This window comes from Streptomyces anthophorae (assembly GCF_049310305.1).
Classification (GTDB): domain Bacteria; phylum Actinomycetota; class Actinomycetes; order Streptomycetales; family Streptomycetaceae; genus Streptomyces.
In genome coordinates, this window is the sequence record NZ_JBLWQQ010000001.1 from 1,824,772 (window position 1) to 1,840,455 (window position 15,684).

13 protein-coding genes are annotated in these 15,684 nt (G+C 70.6%); 4 read left to right on the forward strand and 9 right to left on the reverse strand.

All coding sequences use genetic code 11. The features are described 5' to 3' along the window. Window positions 1-124 precede the first annotated feature (124 nt). A complete protein-coding gene (locus tag ACNYS0_RS08285; RefSeq protein WP_422472007.1) occupies window positions 125-1,525 on the forward strand; it encodes an NAD(P)-binding domain-containing protein in 1,401 nt (466 codons plus the stop codon). A 365-nt stretch (window positions 1,526-1,890) separates the two neighbouring features. Here ACNYS0_RS08285 and ACNYS0_RS08290 read toward each other — a convergent pair whose 3' ends face one another. After that, the gene (locus ACNYS0_RS08290; protein ID WP_422472008.1) at window positions 1,891-2,310 is read right to left on the reverse strand and encodes an STAS domain-containing protein; all 420 of its coding nucleotides are present in this window, start codon (window positions 2,308-2,310) and stop codon (window positions 1,891-1,893) included. 230 nt (window positions 2,311-2,540) lie between these two features. Further along, window positions 2,541-3,026 carry a DUF5994 family protein gene (locus tag ACNYS0_RS08295; RefSeq protein WP_422472009.1) on the reverse strand — a complete coding sequence of 162 codons (486 nt, stop codon included), beginning with the start codon at window positions 3,024-3,026 and terminating at the stop codon, window positions 2,541-2,543. A 388-nt stretch (window positions 3,027-3,414) separates the two neighbouring features. Here ACNYS0_RS08295 and ACNYS0_RS08300 point away from each other — a divergent pair, with 388 nt between their 5' ends. Beyond that, on the forward strand, window positions 3,415-4,890 hold the full coding sequence (locus ACNYS0_RS08300; protein WP_422472010.1) for a M1 family metallopeptidase: 1,476 nt from the start codon (window positions 3,415-3,417) through the stop codon (window positions 4,888-4,890). A 36-nt stretch (window positions 4,891-4,926) separates the two neighbouring features. On the opposite strand, the gene ACNYS0_RS08305 is transcribed toward ACNYS0_RS08300, so the two are convergent. Next, window positions 4,927-6,387, reverse strand: a complete 1,461-nt coding sequence (locus tag ACNYS0_RS08305) for an MFS transporter (protein WP_422472011.1) — start codon at window positions 6,385-6,387, stop codon at window positions 4,927-4,929. 207 nt (window positions 6,388-6,594) lie between these two features. Between ACNYS0_RS08305 and ACNYS0_RS08310 the strand changes: the two genes are divergently transcribed. After that, window positions 6,595-7,242, forward strand: coding sequence for a TetR/AcrR family transcriptional regulator (locus ACNYS0_RS08310; RefSeq protein ID WP_422482515.1), 648 nt, complete (start codon window positions 6,595-6,597; stop codon window positions 7,240-7,242). Window positions 7,243-7,315: 73 nt separating this feature from the next. On the opposite strand, the gene ACNYS0_RS08315 is transcribed toward ACNYS0_RS08310, so the two are convergent. The 3 genes from ACNYS0_RS08315 to ACNYS0_RS08325 form a co-directional block, all read right to left on the reverse strand. Then, window positions 7,316-8,152, reverse strand: coding sequence for an oxygenase MpaB family protein (locus ACNYS0_RS08315; protein WP_422472012.1), 837 nt, complete (start codon window positions 8,150-8,152; stop codon window positions 7,316-7,318). Window positions 8,153-8,199: 47 nt separating this feature from the next. After that, window positions 8,200-8,499 carry a hypothetical protein gene (locus ACNYS0_RS08320; RefSeq protein WP_422414521.1) on the reverse strand — a complete coding sequence of 100 codons (300 nt, stop codon included), beginning with the start codon at window positions 8,497-8,499 and terminating at the stop codon, window positions 8,200-8,202. Window positions 8,500-8,576: 77 nt separating this feature from the next. After that, window positions 8,577-10,049: an amino acid permease gene (locus tag ACNYS0_RS08325; protein WP_422472013.1), complete on the reverse strand. Its 1,473-nt coding sequence runs from the start codon at window positions 10,047-10,049 to the stop codon at window positions 8,577-8,579. 284 nt (window positions 10,050-10,333) lie between these two features. On the opposite strand from ACNYS0_RS08325, the gene ACNYS0_RS08330 reads away from it, so the two are divergent. Further along, window positions 10,334-11,035: a MerR family transcriptional regulator gene (locus ACNYS0_RS08330; protein ID WP_422414523.1), complete on the forward strand. Its 702-nt coding sequence runs from the start codon at window positions 10,334-10,336 to the stop codon at window positions 11,033-11,035. 19 nt (window positions 11,036-11,054) lie between these two features. Here the strand turns inward: ACNYS0_RS08330 and ACNYS0_RS08335 are convergent, their stop codons facing one another. The 3 genes from ACNYS0_RS08335 to ACNYS0_RS08345 all read right to left on the reverse strand — a co-directional run bounded on the left by ACNYS0_RS08335 (window position 11,055) and on the right by ACNYS0_RS08345 (window position 15,681). Continuing rightward, the gene (locus ACNYS0_RS08335) at window positions 11,055-13,226 is read right to left on the reverse strand and encodes a 3-hydroxyacyl-CoA dehydrogenase NAD-binding domain-containing protein (RefSeq protein ID WP_422472014.1); all 2,172 of its coding nucleotides are present in this window, start codon (window positions 13,224-13,226) and stop codon (window positions 11,055-11,057) included. Between the two features lie 36 nt (window positions 13,227-13,262). Further along, window positions 13,263-14,477, reverse strand: a complete 1,215-nt coding sequence (locus ACNYS0_RS08340; RefSeq protein ID WP_422472015.1) for an acetyl-CoA C-acetyltransferase — start codon at window positions 14,475-14,477, stop codon at window positions 13,263-13,265. Between the two features lie 61 nt (window positions 14,478-14,538). Beyond that, window positions 14,539-15,681, reverse strand: a complete 1,143-nt coding sequence (locus ACNYS0_RS08345) for an acyl-CoA dehydrogenase family protein (protein ID WP_422472016.1) — start codon at window positions 15,679-15,681, stop codon at window positions 14,539-14,541. Window positions 15,682-15,684: the final 3 nt, after the last annotated feature.

Genomic DNA, 15,684 nt, shown 5'->3' on the forward strand with positions numbered 1-15,684 from the left:
CAGTCGGCACGCCACCGCAACCACCTGCAAGGTTCGACAAATGTCTATGTTGACGCCCGTCGAACCAAGTGTAATCCTGGCCGTGCAACCCATCGATAGATGTCGAAGCAACGAGGAGTCGACCGTGACCACGCCTGCCACCACCGAGCTGCCCGTCGTCGTCATCGGCGCCGGCCCCATCGGCCTCGCCGCCGCAGCTCACCTCGTCGACCGGGACATCGAACCGCTCGTCCTGGAGGCCGGCCCGGCCGCCGCCGCGGCGGTACGCGAGTGGTCCCACGTGCGCCTCTTCTCCACCTGGGGCGAGGTCGTCGACCCGGCCGCCGAGAAGCTCCTCGCCCCCACCGGCTGGGCCAAGCCGGACGCCGGCACCTACCCGTCCGGCGGCGACTGGGCCGAGAACTACCTCCAGCCGCTCGCCGACGTCCTCGGCGACAAGGTCCGCACCGGCGCCACCGTCACCGGCGTCTCCCGCTCCGGCCGCGACCGCGTCGTCGACGCCGACCGCGAGGCCCAGCCCTTCGTCGTTCACGTCACCTGCGCCGACGGCCAAGAGGAGCGCCTGTTCGCCCGCGCCGTCATCGACGCCTCCGGCACCTGGACGACCCCGTCCCCCGCCGGCGGCAGCGGCCTGCCCGCCCTCGGCGAGAAGGCCGCCGCCGACCACATCACCTACCGCGTCCCGGACTTCAACGACCCGGCCGTGCGAGCCCGTTACGCAGGCAAGCGCACCGCCGTCATCGGTTCCGGCGCCTCCGCCTTCACTGCTCTCGCCTACCTGGCCGACCTCGCCAAGGCCGACGACGGCACCGGTACCAAGGGCCTGTGGATCCTGCGCCGCGGCATCAGCGGCTCCACCTTCGGCGGCGGCGAGGCCGACCAGCTCCCCGCCCGCGGCGCGCTCGGCCTGGCCGCGAAGGCCGCCGTCGACGACGGCCACGCCGACGCCGTCACCGGCTTTCGCACCGAAGCGGTCGAGCGGGACCCGGACGGGCGCCTGGTCCTGGTCGCCGAAGACGGCCGCCGCCTCGCCCCCGTCGACGAGGTCGTCGTGCTCACCGGCTTCCGCCCCGACCTGTCGTTCCTTTCCGAGATCCGCCTCAACCTCGACGAACGCCTCGAAGCCCCCGTCGAACTGGCCCCGCTGATCGACCCCAACCAGCATTCGTGCGGGACCGTCTACCCGCACGGCCACCGCGAACTGGCCCACCCCGAACCGGGCGTCCACCTGGTCGGCATGAAGTCCTACGGCCGCGCCCCGACCTTCCTCGCCATGACCGGCTACGAGCAGGTCCGCTCCGTGGTGGCCGCCCTCGCCGGCGACACCGAGTCCGCGGACCGCGTCGAACTCACCCTCCCCGAAACCGGCGTCTGCGGTGGCGCCGGCCTCTTCGACGCCCCCGAAGCCGAGCAGAGCGGGGGCTGCTGCGCCACTCCCGAGCCCCAGCTCGTCCAGCTCGGCGCCGCAGCCGCATCGTTGACTGTGGAGGACCAGGCTTCGGCGGGCGGTTGCTGCGGCTCGTGATCCTTGTCGCCCCCGGCCACGGACGCTGGGACCTGCTCGTCGTTCCACCGGACGCGACCGATGAGGCCGCGGAACGGATCATGGCGCGTGCGGCCTGCGCGAGTGGCCACCGCCACGTGTGACGGACCGTACGTCCCGAACCGGCGCTCGGGACACCGGCCGACTCCCGGCGGACGTCGCTCTGGCAAGGGTGGTGCATCACGTGCGCAGAGCCTCTGTTGCGCGGAACGAACCGCACGGAGAGGACCAGGTCTGGGGCGGCCGTCCTACGAAACTGCTCGGGCGCGGACGAGGCATCCGAGGTATGCGGGAAACCCCAGGGAACGAAGCGGGCCGGCGTGGCAAGGAGTGTGGGTGCCCCTCATTCAGGGGCACCCACAGTGGTCCCGTGACGCTTCGGGCCCGGCGGGAGAGCCCGGTCGTGCCTGCGGACAGAGATCCCGGCAGGGGAGCAGGTCACGCAGGAGGCTGTAGGAGAGGGCGAGTCGGACGCACGGGCTCGGGTTGGCGAGGGTGAGGCTGCCGGTTGCGCGGTGGGCGGCGTCCCGGACGCCGAGGAGCGTGAAGAAGCTGGCGTTGTCGCAGCGGGTCACCCCGGACAGTTCGATGATCAGGTGACGGCTGCCCTCGCCGAGGACCTGGGATATGAGTTCGCAGAGCGCTGGAATGCTGCCGGTGTCCAGCTCACCGGCCAGAGTGAGCGTCATCGAGTGGCTGGGGACCACAGGGGTCCGTGTCAGCATCAGCCGCAGCCCCGCGCCCTGTTGGTCCGGATCGGTGTCCACGGCGCCACCCCCGGCCCGTTCAGCGGGCGTGCTCGTGCGTGGTGCGGTCGCGGCGACGGTACGCCGGGACCGCCCGCGGCCACCGTCCCGAGGACCCGTCTTCGGAGCGACGAACGGTCGTCCCCCGATGTCGTTGCTCACCGAAAACAAGACTCGCGCGGATGCCGGAGCTACGAAGTGCTCTCGGTCCCACCACCGTACTCCTTCGGGCGAGTTCGGTGACGGGCCGGTCACCGGTCGTCATCCCTACGTGGCCCCGAAGGGCCTTCGGCCGCCATCAGTGCGGTCCCGGTGAGACGCAGAGCGGGGTCGGCCGCCGCGTGCATGAGCCGGGCGGCCGTGTCGTCCCGGGTGTCCGACGGGACGACGAGCAGATCCCAGCGTCCGGCCCCGTAGGAGAAGAGCCGGATCGTGCACGGGTCCAGACCGGATGTGTACCACGCGGCCGAAACCAAGTGTCCCCTCACGGCCAGGGTGCGCGGCTCCGTCGCCCAGCTGCCCCGTGGGGAGGCGATGCGAGTGACCCGGCCATGTGTCGCGTCGAAGACGTCCGTGAGGGCGGCCAGTTCGGTGGCCAGCTCATCGGTTCGCGGCCACCAGGCACCGCACACCGGTCCCGGCGGAAAGGTCGGCGGGCGCAGCGCGAGCCGGACGGGCGGGCAGCCGGCGGACAGCTCGGAGGCATCCGTATTGCGGCGGGCGATCGGTGCGTTCATGACGCACGTCCCTCTCCGGGCCGCCGCGTCGGCGCGACCCGGTGTCGTGGTGCGCCGGATGCGACGCCGAACGGAGTCGGCGCACGAGGAGCACCCCGCGGCTCCAGCGTACGGCCCGGCCCGCGGACGGCAGGCCGCGCCGGGCGGCGGAGGCGCTGTCGGGCCATCACCATCGGCCGCCCGTCCAGCCCTTGTCCGCCCCCTGTGGGACTCGGACCCACCAGCAATGGCTGGAAAGACACATGTCGGCCAGATGACGATCGTGTGGCTGGTGGGGCCATGGACATGGCCGGGGCGGCGGGTGCTGAATAGGGTCGCTGTGTCGGCCACGGATGTGATCCGTTCGCGGTCGGCAACGGCTCGGCGTCCCATACGACTTGGAGTTTCCGTGTACCGCAGACTCATCGCCCCCGGCGCACTCGCGGCCTCTCTGCTGCTGGCGATCCCGGCATCGGCCGCGGACTTCGAACCGGGGGCGTCGGGCATCGGCGATCCCTACTACCCGACGTACGGCAACGGCGGCTACGACGTCTCCCATTACGACCTGCGCCTCAAGTACCAGCCCAAGACGGACCAGTTGGAGGGCACGGCGACCATTCTCGCCTCCTCCACCCAGGACCTGTCGCGCTTCGACCTCGACTTCGGGCTCACCGCGAGCGAGGTCCGGGTGAACGGCAAGAAGGCGAAATTCGCGAAGTCCGGCGAGCAGGAGCTGGAGGTGACCCCGGCTGCCGGGCTGCCGAAGGGCACGCCGTTCACGGTCGTGGTCACGTACGCGGGCAAGCCGTCCGACGTGAAGCTGTGGGGCTTCACGTCCTGGCAGCGCACCCCGGACGGCGGCATCGCGGCCAACGAGCCGGAGGCCGCGGCCTGGTGGTTCCCCTCCAACGACCACCCGCTCGACAAGGCGACGTACGACGTGTCGGTCGCGGTGCCGGACGGGACGCAGGCGATCTCCAACGGCACGTTGCAGTCGCAGAGTTCGAAGCTGGGGTGGACGAGGTTCAACTGGCGCTCGGCCCATCCGCAGGCCACGTATCTGGCCACCCTCGCGGTGGGCAAGTTCGACATCACCACGGACAAGACCGCGGACGGGCTGCCGGTCGTCAACGCGTACAGCAAGGACCTCGGCGCGAACGAGGGCGCGGCGAAGGCGAGCGTCGAGCGGACCACCGAGGTCGCCGAGTGGCTGGAGTCGGTGTACGGGAAGTACCCGTTCGAGGCGCTGGGCGGGTACGTGCCGAACGTGCCGTCGAGCTTCGCCCTGGAGACGCAGACGCGGCCGTTCTACTCGCCCAAGCAGTTCGCCAACGGGTCCAACGTGTCCGTCGTCGTCCATGAGCTGGCGCACCAGTGGTACGGCGACAGCGTCTCCGTGCGCGGCTGGAAGGACATCTGGATCAACGAGGGCTTCGCCCGGTACGCGCAGTGGCTGTGGTCGGAGAAGGAGGGCGAGGGCACGGCCCAGGAACTCGCCGACTACGCGTACGCGCAGCACCCCGCGGACGACGCGTTCTGGACAGTGAAGCCGGGCGACCCCGGACCTGAGAACCAGTTCGACGGGGCCGTCTACGACCGCGGGGCGATGGCGGTCCAGGCGCTGCGCAACAAGGTCGGCGAGAAGGACTTCTTCGCGATCCTGAAGGGGTGGCCGCAGGAGCACGCGTACGGCAACGCGAGCGTCTCCGACTTCCAGGCGTACGCGGAGAAGGTCTCCGGGGAGCGGCTGGGCGAGCTGTTCGACACGTGGCTGTACCAGCCGTCGAAGCCGGCCGCGGGTGCCGCGCGCGCCGCATCGGATGTGGCTCGGCCCAAGTCGTGGAAGCGGATCGCCGCCACGAACGAGGTGCACGGCGAGCACTGACCGGCCACGGGTCAGCGCTCACCCGCACCGGGCACCTCAGGCCGGCTCCTCCGTGGAGTGCGAGTCGGTGAGGGTGAGCGCGCCGCCCGCCGCGATCAGGCCGACGAGCACGGCGAGCACCGCGTAGGTGATGCGCTCGCCGTGGAAGAAGGACTGCACGAGGTCGCTGCTCCAGACGCCCGCGGGCAGCTGGGTGGTGACCAGTGCGGCGATCAGGGTGCCGACGACGGCGGTGCCGACGCTGGTGCCGACCTCCTGGGCGGTGTCGTTGAGCGCGGTGCCGATCGAGGTGCGGTTGGCCGGCATCGCCTCGACCAGGGCGATGGCGCAGATGGTCATGACCGTGCGCAGACCGATGGTCATCACGACCATGCAGGCCGCGATGACGGCGTAGCCGTGGTCGACGCCCCAGGAGAGTCCGGCCAGCGCCACGGCCAGGCAGGCCGCGCCGACGAGGCAGGCGACCCGGTGGCCGAACCGCTTGGCGAGCCACTCCGAGAGCGGGGTCGCCGCGATCATGGTCAGGATGAGCGGCAGGTTCGCCAGTCCGGCCCGCACGGGGCTCCACCCGTAGGCGTACTGGAAGTGCAGGATCAGCCCGAACATCACGCCGGCCATCGCCACGGACGTGCCGATCTGCGCGAGGGCGGCGCCGCGCACGGTGCCGTTCGAGAAGATCTTGAGGTCCAGCATGGGGGCCTTGCTGCGGCGCTCGTGCCACACGAACGCGAGGCCCGCGACGACGGCGCCCAGGACCGAGCCGAGCGTGGCCGCGGAGGTCCAGCCGTGCTCGACGCCGCTGGTCAGCGAGTAGCAGGCCAGGCCGATGGTGAGCACGCTCAGGACGGCGCCCGGCAGGTCGAGCTTGTCGTCGGTGAGGTCCTCGCGCCGGTCGGGCGCGACGCCGAGCCGCACGCCGATGGCCGCGATCAGCGCGATCGGCGCGTTGATCAGCAGGAGCCACTGCCAGCTCACGTGGGCGAGCGCGGTGCCGCCGAGCAGCGGGCCGAGAATGAAGCCGGACATGCCGACGACGATCATCAAGGTCATCGCGCGCATCCGCAGCGCCTGGTCGTCGAAGAGCCGGAAGACGAGCGAGTTGGTGATCGGAGCCATGGCCGCGGCGGCGACGCCGAGCCCGGCCCGCAGGGCGATGAGCTGCCCGGTGGAGTCGACGGCGACGACGGCCAGGCTCAACACGCCGAAGACGGCGAGGCCGACCAGCAGGACGCGGCGGCGCCCGAGGCGGTCGGCCATGGAGCCCGCCGTGAGCAGCAGGCCGCCGAACGTCAGCGAGTAGGCGCCGGTGACCCATTGCAGGGCGGTCGTGCCGCTGCCGAGGTCGCGGCCGATGGTGGGCAGCGCGATCGAGAGCAGCGTGTTGTCGACCATCTCGACGAAGAAGGCCAGGCAGAGCGCGGCCAGCGGGATCCACGCCGCCCGCAGCGATCCGTAGGTACGGGTGGGAACGGGCCCGGTTTCGGTGGTGGCAGTCATGACCTGGCCTCCTTTCTGGACGGAGAACGCCGTCGAGCATCGAACGGCATTCGGTTATGGAACATGGTTCGATGTTCGAACCATGTTCCACCATAGAACCATGTTCGATGAGGAGCAAGTTGTGCTTGGATGGAGGGCATGACACCGCCGCCGACCCGCCCCGCCGCCACGGCCTCCCCCCGGGGGCGCCGACGGGCTTCGCACTCGATGGAGGCCGTGCTCAACGCGGCCGTGGCCCTGCTCGACGAGGCCGGTGGGTCCGCGCTGACGTTCCGCGCGCTCGCCGCCCGGCTCGGCACGGGCGTCGGCACGATCTACTGGTACGTCCAGAACAAGGACGAGCTCCTCGACCGCGCCACCGACCACGCAATCGCCGGGGTGCTGGCCGCCGTGGAGGAGCGGCCGGAGAGCGACGACCCCATCGCCGATCTCCGCGCGATGGCCGTCGCCCTGTTCGACGCGATCGTGGACCGGCCGTGGCTGGCCGCGTACTTCATGCGCAACACCGACGTCCAGGGCAACTCACTGAAGCTGTACGACAGGCTCGGCCGGCAGACGCTGCGGCTCGATCTCACGACGCGGCAGCGGTTCCACGCCGTTTCGGCGATCACGGGTGTGGTGGTCGGTACGGCGGCCGATCTGGGGATGGAGCTTCCCGAGAGGCTGCTGGACGGAGGGGTGGACCGGGAGGAGCATCTCGGGCAGTACGCCGAGACGTGGCGGCGGCTCGATGCGGAGGAGTTCCCGTTCGTGCGGGAGATCGCCGACGAGTTCGCGGTGCACGAGGACCGGGAGCAGTTCCTCGCGGCGCTCGACCTGACGTTGGCGGGGCTGCGGCTTCAGGCGGGGGGCTGATCGCGGCGCGTTGATGCGCTGCGACGGGCTTGCGGCCGCGGGGCTCTGCCCCGGACCCCGCGGGCTCTCGTCCTCAGAGCAGGCTTGATCTTGCCCGTCGGGCCATCGGCAAGTAGCGGAAGCGCTCCGGAAGCCTCGGCGCCACCCACCGCACCAGCACCGCGAAGCGGCGCAGGCGGCGTTCCTGGCGTGGGGTCCAGGACAGGCCGATCGCCTCCCGGGCCTCCGGTGGCAGCAGGCCCGTCGACAGGAAGCTCATCGCGCGGGTCAGGGCCGGGCGCAGCAGCGGCCACAGGAGCCCAAGGACCGGGTGGTGGCCCGGTGGCGGCGGCAGCGGGCGGGAGCGGGCCGTCAGCTCGGTGACCACCGCGTTGCGCTCGACCTCCTGCGCCAGCATCTTGCGGTAGTACGGCCAGAACTCCTCGACCGTCTGCGGCATGTCCCGGTCCCGGATGCCGAGGATGCGGCCGACCATCAGCCACTCCGCGTAGAACCGCTCCTCCTCCTCGGGCGTGAACGGCGTGGCGAAGTAGCGGCGCGCGTAACGGGAGACGGGGAAACCGGTGGCGTGCACCCACGCGTAGTAGGCCGGGGTGAGGGCGTGGTAGCGGCGGCCGTGCGGGTCGGTGCCCTGGATGCCGCGGTGCATGCGGCGCAGGCGGCGGCCCTCCTCGGCCGCTTCCTCACCCCCGTAGACCCAGAGCATCACGGACGTCAGCGAGCGTGCGCCGCGGCCCCAGGGGTCGGTGCGGAACACCGAGTGGTCGTCGACGCCCGCGCCGACGGCGGGGTGCGCGACCTGGAGCACGAACGCGGCGGGCAGGGCCAGCAGGGCGCGGATGTCGCCCGCCGTCTCCCAGAGAATGCCGCCGGGCGGGGGTGGTGGCGGGTCCGGGTCGTGCCGCTTCATGGGGGTGCCGCTCCTCGTGGTGCGTACGGAGCCTGCGGGGCCTGTGGTCAAGTATGCGCGTCCGGGGCGGGTGGCCGGCGGCCGTCGTCCGCGTAGCGCTTGGCCAGGTCCGAGGCGAGCTCCGAGACGCAGGTGCACAGGTCGGTGTCGGTGGCCGGGGCCGGGCGGCAGGGGACGACATGGGCCGACAGCGGGGTCGGGCTCGGGGGCGGGGGCGGCTCCGGCGGGTTCGGCGCGGTGCGCGGGCGACGTCGGCGGGCGGAGGTGATCAGCGTCGTCACCAGGGCCGCGGCGAGCGCGGCCAGCTGCCCGATCTTGACTTGTACGTCCCAGGGAACCAGCGACATGCCTGTGTCCTACCCGCACGGCACGGGGCCCCAACGCACCGTGTGCGTCGGGGCCCCGGAAGCGACAGCGGGCCGGCTCAGCTGCCGTCGGCCACCTTCGTCAGCTCCTCCGACGCCATGCGGTCGACATTGCGCCGCACCCGGAACCAGCCGATGAAGAGCAGCACGCCGACGACCGGGATCAGCATGAGCGTCTTGCGCCCGGTCTCCTCGTCGTTCCACATGAGGGCGAGCACGGCGAGCAGGAAGACGATCGTGACGATCTCCGTGACCGGCGAGAACGGCAGCCGGAACTTCGGTCGCTCGACCAGACCCTGCTTGGCCCGGCGGACGAAGGCCAGGTGCGCGACCATGATCATGACCCAGGTGCCGATGATGCCGATCGAGGAGACCTCGATGACGATCTCGAACGCCTCGGCGGGCAGCAGGTAGTTCAGGCCGACGCCGAGCACGCCGACGCCCGCGGTGAGCAGGATGCCGCCGAAGGGCACCTGGTTCTTGTTCATCTTCGCGGTGAACTTCGGCGCGGAGCCCGACATCGCCATGGAGCGCAGGATGCGGCCCGTGGAGTAGAGGCCGGAGTTCAGCGAGGACATGGCCGCGGTCAGCACGACCAGGTTCATGATGTCGCCGACGCCGCCGACGCCCAGCTTCGAGAACAGCGTCACGAACGGGCTCTCGCCCGAGGTGTACGAGGTGGACGGCAGCAGCAGCGCGAGCAGCAGCACCGAGCCGCAGTAGAACAGGCCGACGCGCCACATGATCGAGTTCACCGCGCGCGGGACGACCTTCTGCGGCTCGGCGGTCTCGCCCGCCGCGACGCCGACCAGTTCGAGGGCGGCGTACGCGAAGACGACGCCCTGCATCACGAGGACCACGGCCATGGTGCCGCTGGGCATCCAGCCGCCGTTGTCCGTGATCATGTGCAGGCCCGGCGTGTGGCCGTCGACCGGGTGCTGCGTGGCGACCAGGAAGATGCCCACGAACAGGAAGGCCACGAGGGTGGCCACCTTGATGATCGAGAACCAGAACTCCATCTCGCCGAAGTACTTCACCGAGACGAGGTTCACGGACAGCACGACCGCGAGCGCGATCAGCGCGAGCACCCACTGCGGAATGCTCGTGAAGGCGCTCCAGTACTGCGTGTAGAGCGCGACGGCGGTGATGTCGGCGATGCCCGTCATCGACCAGTTCAGGAAGTACATCCAGCCGGCGACGTAGGCGCCCTTCTCGCCGAGGAACTCGCGTGCGTACGACACGAAGGAACCGGATGAGGGCCGGTAGACGACCATCTCACCGAGGGCGCGCACCACGAAGTACGCGAAGATGCCGCAGATCAGATAGGCGAAGACGAGGGCGGGGCCCGCGTCGTGCAGCCGCCCGCCGGCGCCGAGGAAGAGTCCGGTGCCGATCGCGCCGCCGATGGCGATCATGTTGATGTGGCGGCTCTTGAGGGCCTTGCTGTAGCCGGCGTCGCCCGCGTCGGCGGGCGCCTGGGAGGCATCTGTGCGGGATGCGTCCGTGGCCGTGTTGAGGGCGTCCTTGCTCACGAGGGGGTGTCCACTCTGTGGTGCCCGGCGACGTGGGGGTCGCCGGGGTCCGGAACGTGCTTCGGTCCGCATCGCCCCTGACGGCGTGCGGACCGAGGTGCACCTTCCCCGAAGATCCCCCGGGATGCGGTGGCGGAGATCACATAGCGGCGCTTCTCACATGACGGGACGCCTCTGGACGTGGAACCGGGGGCGGCGTATATGGCGTCGACCGCCCTCTTTGGGTTTCACAACGTCGGTGTCTCAGCAATACTGTTGCACCCGGATCGCAGCGAGAGGCGAAGATGACGACGGACACTCAGGCCCCCACGCTGACCGTCGACGAACTGGCGGCCCGCGCCGGTGTCACCGTGCGCACCATCCGCTTCTACAGCACGCGGGGCCTGCTGCCGCCGCCGGCGATCGGGCCACGGCGGGTGGGGCACTACGGCCCCGACCACGTCGCGCGGCTCGAACTGATCGAGGAGTTGCAGCACCAGGGCATGACGCTCGCCGCGATCGAGCGCTATCTGGAGCAGCTTCCGGCCGACCTGAGCGCGCAGGACCTGGCCATCCACCGCGCGGTGGTGGCGAGTTGGGCCCCCGACTCGGTCGAGACGCTGACCAGGAGCGAGCTGGACGAGCGGGCGGGCCGGGAGCTGACCGAGGAGCACCTGGAGCGGCTGGCCACCATGGACGTGCTGACGCGGGAGGGCGAGGACACGTTCCGCTGCGACACGGGACAGCTGCGGCTCGGCGTGCAGCTCCTGGACGTCCCGCTGTCGCTCGACGCGATCCTGGCCTCGCGCGAGGTGCTGGTGGAGCACTCGCGGGGCGCGGCGCAGGAGCTGGCCCGGCTTTTCCGTTCCGAGGTGTCGCAAAGGGCCGAGCAGGACGTGAAGTCGCTGTCGGCCCATATGCAACCGCTGGTCGTCCAGGCGCTGTTGACGGCGTTCCAGCGCTCGCTCAAGGAGGAGCTGCGGGAGGCGTTCCGCGCCGAGCGCTGAACGCCTCCCGCGCGGGACGTCAGTCCTTGAACGTCTCGCCCTTCTCGGCCTTCTCCACCAGCAGCGCGGGCGGCAGGAACCGGTCGCCGTAGCGCCCGGCCAGCTCGCGCGAGCGGGCGACGAATCCGGGCAGGCCGCCCTCGTAGCCGTTGATGTACTGGAGCACGCCGCCGGTCCAGCCCGGGAAACCGATGCCGAAGATGGAGCCGATGTTGGCGTCGGCGACGGATGTCAGTACGCCCTCCTCGATGAGGCGCACCGTGTCGAGGGCCTCGGAGAAGAGCATCCGCTCCTTCATGTCCTCGAAGGGGATCTCCGTGCCCGGCTTGGTGAAGTGCTCACGCAGGCCCGGCCACAGACCGGCGCGCCTGCCGTCCTCGCCGTACTCGTAGAAGCCCGCTCCCCCGCTGCGGCCGGGCCGGCCGAACTCGTCGACCATGCGGTCGATGACGGCCTCGGCCGGGTGCGTCTCCCACGTGCCGCCGGCCTCGATGATCGCGGCCTTCGTCTCCTCGCGGATCTTGCGGGGCAGGGTGAGGGTCAGCTCGTCCATCAGGGAGAGGACCTTGGCCGGGTAGCCGGCCTGGCCCGCCGCCTGCTCGACCGACGCGGGCTCGACGCCCTCGCCGACCATGGCGACGCCCTCGTTGATGAAGTGCCCGATGACGCGCGAGGTGAAGAAGCCGCGCGAGTCGTTGACGACGATGGGCGTCTTGTTGATCTGCCGGACGAGGTCGAAGGCGCGGGCGAGGGCCTCGTCGCCGGTGCGACCGCCCTTGATGATCTCCACCAGCGGCATCTTGTCGACGGGCGAGAAGAAGTGCAGCCCGATGAAGTCGTCCTGCCGCTCGACGCCCTCGGCGAGGGCGGTGATGGGCAGCGTCGAGGTGTTGGAGCAGAGCAGCGCGTCGGGCTCGACGATGTCCTGGATCTCCTGGAACACCTTGTGCTTGAGCGCCGGGTCCTCGAAGACGGCCTCGATGACGGCGTCGCAGCCCGCCACGGCCCCCGGGTCGGAGGCCGGGGTGATGCGGGCGAGCAGCGCGTCCGCCTTCTCCTGGGTGGTGCGGCCGCGCTTGACGGCCTTGGCGCACAGCTTCTCGGAGTACGCCTTGCCCTTGGCGGCGGCCTCGTCGGAGACGTCCTTGAGGACGACCTTGATGCCCGCGCGGGCGCACGAGTAGGCGATGCCGGCGCCCATCATGCCGGCGCCGAGGACGGCGACCTTTTCGACCTTACGGGGCTCGATGCCCTTGGGGCGGTTGGCGCCCGAGTTCACGGCCTGGAGGTCGAAGAAGAACGCCTGGATCATGTTCTTCGCGGTCTGCCCGGTGACCAGCTCGGTGAAGTAGCGGGCCTCGATCGCGAGGGCGTTCTCGAAGTCGACCTGGGAGCCCTCGACGGCGGCCGCGAGGATGTTGCGCGGGGCCGGGTAGGGGGCGCCGTTGACCTGCTTCTTCAGGTTGGCCGGGAAGGCCGGGAGGTTCGCGGCGAACTTCGGGTTCGACGGGGTGCCGCCGGGGATGCGGTAGCCGGGCTTGTCCCAGGGCTGCTGAGACTCGGGGTTGGCGTCGATGAAGGCCTTCGCCTTCTCGATCATCTCCTCGCGGGTGGCGGCGACCTCGTGGATCAGACCGTTCTCCAGCGCGCGCTTGGGGTTGTACTGGGTGCCCTGGAGCAGCACCTTGAGGAGCGCGTCGGCGATGCCCATGAGGCGGACGGTGCGGGTGACGCCACCGCCCGCGGGGAGCAGGCCGAGGGTGACCTCGGGCAGGCCGATCTTCGAGCCGGGGGCGTCGAGGGCGACGCGGTGGTGGCTGGCGAGCGCGATCTCGTAACCGCCGCCCAGGGCCGCGCCGTTGAGGGCCGCGACGACGGGCTTGCCGAGGGTCTCGATGCGGCGCAGCGAGTTCTTGATGCCGATGCCGGTCTCGAAGACGGCCTGGGCGTCCTCGGGGCCCGCCTTCATCATGTCCTTGAGGTCACCGCCCGCGAAGAAGGTCTTCTTGGCGGAGGTGTAGATGATGCCGCGGATCGAGTCGCGCTCGGCTTCCGCGCGGTCGGCGATCGCGGCGATGGAGTCCTTGAACGCCTGGTTCATGGTGTTCGCGGACTGGTTGGGGTCGTCCAGGACGAGCGTGACGATGCCGGTGTCGTCCTGCTCCCAGCGGATGGTGGTGCTCTCGGTCATCTCGGGTGCTCCGTAAGGGGGGTTGAGGCCGGAAGGTCAGACGCGCTCGACGATGGTGGCGATGCCCATGCCGCCGCCCACGCACAGCGTGGCCAGGCCGTACCGCTTGTCCTGACGCTCCAGCTCGTCGACGAGGGTGCCGAGGATCATCGCGCCGGTGGCGCCGAGCGGGTGGCCGAGGGCGATGGCGCCGCCGTTGACGTTGACCTTGTCCAGGGACAGGCCCATGTCCTTCACGAAGCGCAGCACGACCGCCGCGAACGCCTCGTTGATCTCGACGAGGTCGATGTCGTCGATGGTCAGACCGGCCTTGGCGAGCGCCTTGCGGGCGGCGGGCGCGGGGCCGGTGAGCATGATGGTCGGCTCGGATCCGGAGACCGCGGCGGAGACGATCCGGGCGCGCGGGGTGAGGTCGTAGCGCTCCCCCACCTCGCGGGAGCCGATGGCCACCAGCGAGGCGCCGTCGACGATGCCGGAGGAGTTGCCCGCGTGGTGCACGTGGTCGATCTTCTCGACCCAGTGGTACTTCTGAAGCGCCACCGCGTCGAAGCCGCCGAGGTCGCCGATGTCCTTGAAGGAGGGCTTCAGCTTGCCGAGCGAATCGGCCGTCGTGCCGGGGCGCAGGTGCTCGTCGTGGTCGAGGACGGTGAGGCCGCTGCGGTCCTTGACCGGGACGATCGAGCGGGTGAAGCGGCCGTCCTTCACGGCGGCGGCCGCGCGCTCCTGCGACAGGGCGGCGTACTCGTCGACGTCGCGCCGCGAGAAGCCCTCGATGGTGGCGATGAGGTCGGCGCCGATGCCCTGCGGCACGAACCCGGTCTCGTAGGACGTCATCGGGTCCATCGCCCAGGCGCCGCCGTCGGAGCCCATCGGCACGCGCGACATCGACTCGACGCCACCGGCGAGGACGAGGTCCTCCCAGCCCGAACGGACCTTCATCGCCGCGAGGTTGACGGCCTCGAGGCCCGAGGCACAGAAGCGGTTCTCCTGCACGCCGGCCACCGTGTCGGGCAGTCCGGCCGCGATGGCGGCGATGCGCGCGATGTCGGAGCCCTGGTCGCCGACCGGGCCGACGACGCCGAGCACGATGTCGTCGATGGCGGCCGGGTCGAGGTCGGGGAAGCGGGCCCTGATCTCGTGGATCAGGCCGACGACCAGGTCGATCGGCTTGGTGCCGTGCAGGGAGCCATTGGCCTTGCCGCGGCCGCGCGGGGTGCGGATCGCGTCGTATACGTACGCGTCTGTGGTCACGGGAGGTGCCTTTCGAAGCGGTGGAACGGAGGGTTCGGTGCTGCGGAGGGGTGGTGCGGGGTCAGGCCAGCAGCGAGCGGCCGATGATCTCCTTCATGATCTCGGTCGTGCCGCCGTAGATGGTCTGGATGCGCCCGTCGGTGAAGGCCTTCGCGACGCGGTACTCGGTCATGTACCCGTATCCGCCGTGCAGTTGGAGGCAGCGGTCGGCGACCCGCTTCTGGAGTTCGGTCGCCCACCACTTCGCCATGGAGGCGTGCACGGCGTCGAGGGTGCCGTCGGAGTGGTCCTCGATGCAGCGGTCCAGGAACGTGCGGGTGACGGCGCACTCGGTGGCCATCTCGGCGATCTCGAAGCGGATGTGCTGCTTCGCGGCGAGCGGGCGTCCGAAGGCCTCGCGCTCCTTCACGTACTCGGTGGTGATCTCCAGGAGGTGCTCGGAGGCGGCGATCGCGGCGACCGCGATGCCCATGCGCTCCTGCGCGAGGTTCGTCATCAGGTGGATGAACGCGCCGTTGAGCTCGCCGAGCAGGTTCTCCTTGGGGACGCGGACGTCGTTGAAGAACAGCTCGGCGGTGTCCTGCGCCTTCTGGCCGATCTTGTCGAGGTTGCGGCCGCGCTCGAAGCCCTCCATGCCGCGCTCGACGACGAGCAGCGACAGGCCGTGCGCGCCGCCCTCGGGGGTCGTCTTGGCGACCACGACGACGAGGTCGGCGAGGATCCCGTTGGAGATGAACGTCTTCGACCCGTTCAGCAGCCAGTGGTCGCCCTTGTCCTCGGCGGTGGTGCGGATGCCCTGGAGGTCGGAGCCGGCGCCGGGTTCGGTCATGGCGATGGCCGTGATGATCGAGCCGTCGCAAAAGCCGGGCAGCCAGCGCCGCTTCTGCTCGTCCGTGGCGAGGGAGGTGAGGTACGGGCCGATGATGTCGTTGTGCAGGCCGACGGCGAGGCCCGAGGCGCCCGCGCGCGTGAACTCCTCCGCGAGGACGGCGGGGTAGCGGAAGTCGGTGTTGCCGCCGCCCCCGAACTCCTCCGGCACCGCGAGCCCGAGCAGGCCCTGGCGTCCGGCGGCGAGCCAGGCCTCGCGGGAGACGATGCCGTCCTTCTCCCACTGCTCGTAGTGCGGCGTCACCTCCTTGGCGAGGAAGGTGCGCACGGTCTCGCGGAACGCCTCGTGCTCGGCGCTGAACAGGCGTCGTTCCATGCT

Coding starts and splice junctions, on each gene's coding strand:
- ACNYS0_RS08315 (WP_422472012.1), bottom strand. CDS start 8,152: ATGAAGCGGCACGACCCGGACCCGCCACCACCCCCGCCCGGCGGCATT.
- ACNYS0_RS08305 (WP_422472011.1), bottom strand. CDS start 6,387: ATGACTGCCACCACCGAAACCGGGCCCGTTCCCACCCGTACCTACGGA.
- ACNYS0_RS08330 (WP_422414523.1), top strand. CDS start 10,334: ATGACGACGGACACTCAGGCCCCCACGCTGACCGTCGACGAACTGGCG.
- ACNYS0_RS08335 (WP_422472014.1), bottom strand. CDS start 13,226: ATGACCGAGAGCACCACCATCCGCTGGGAGCAGGACGACACCGGCATC.
- ACNYS0_RS08295 (WP_422472009.1), bottom strand. CDS start 3,026: ATGAACGCACCGATCGCCCGCCGCAATACGGATGCCTCCGAGCTGTCC.
- ACNYS0_RS08320 (WP_422414521.1), bottom strand. CDS start 8,499: ATGTCGCTGGTTCCCTGGGACGTACAAGTCAAGATCGGGCAGCTGGCC.
- ACNYS0_RS08310 (WP_422482515.1), top strand. CDS start 6,595: ATGGAGGCCGTGCTCAACGCGGCCGTGGCCCTGCTCGACGAGGCCGGT.
- ACNYS0_RS08345 (WP_422472016.1), bottom strand. CDS start 15,681: ATGGAACGACGCCTGTTCAGCGCCGAGCACGAGGCGTTCCGCGAGACC.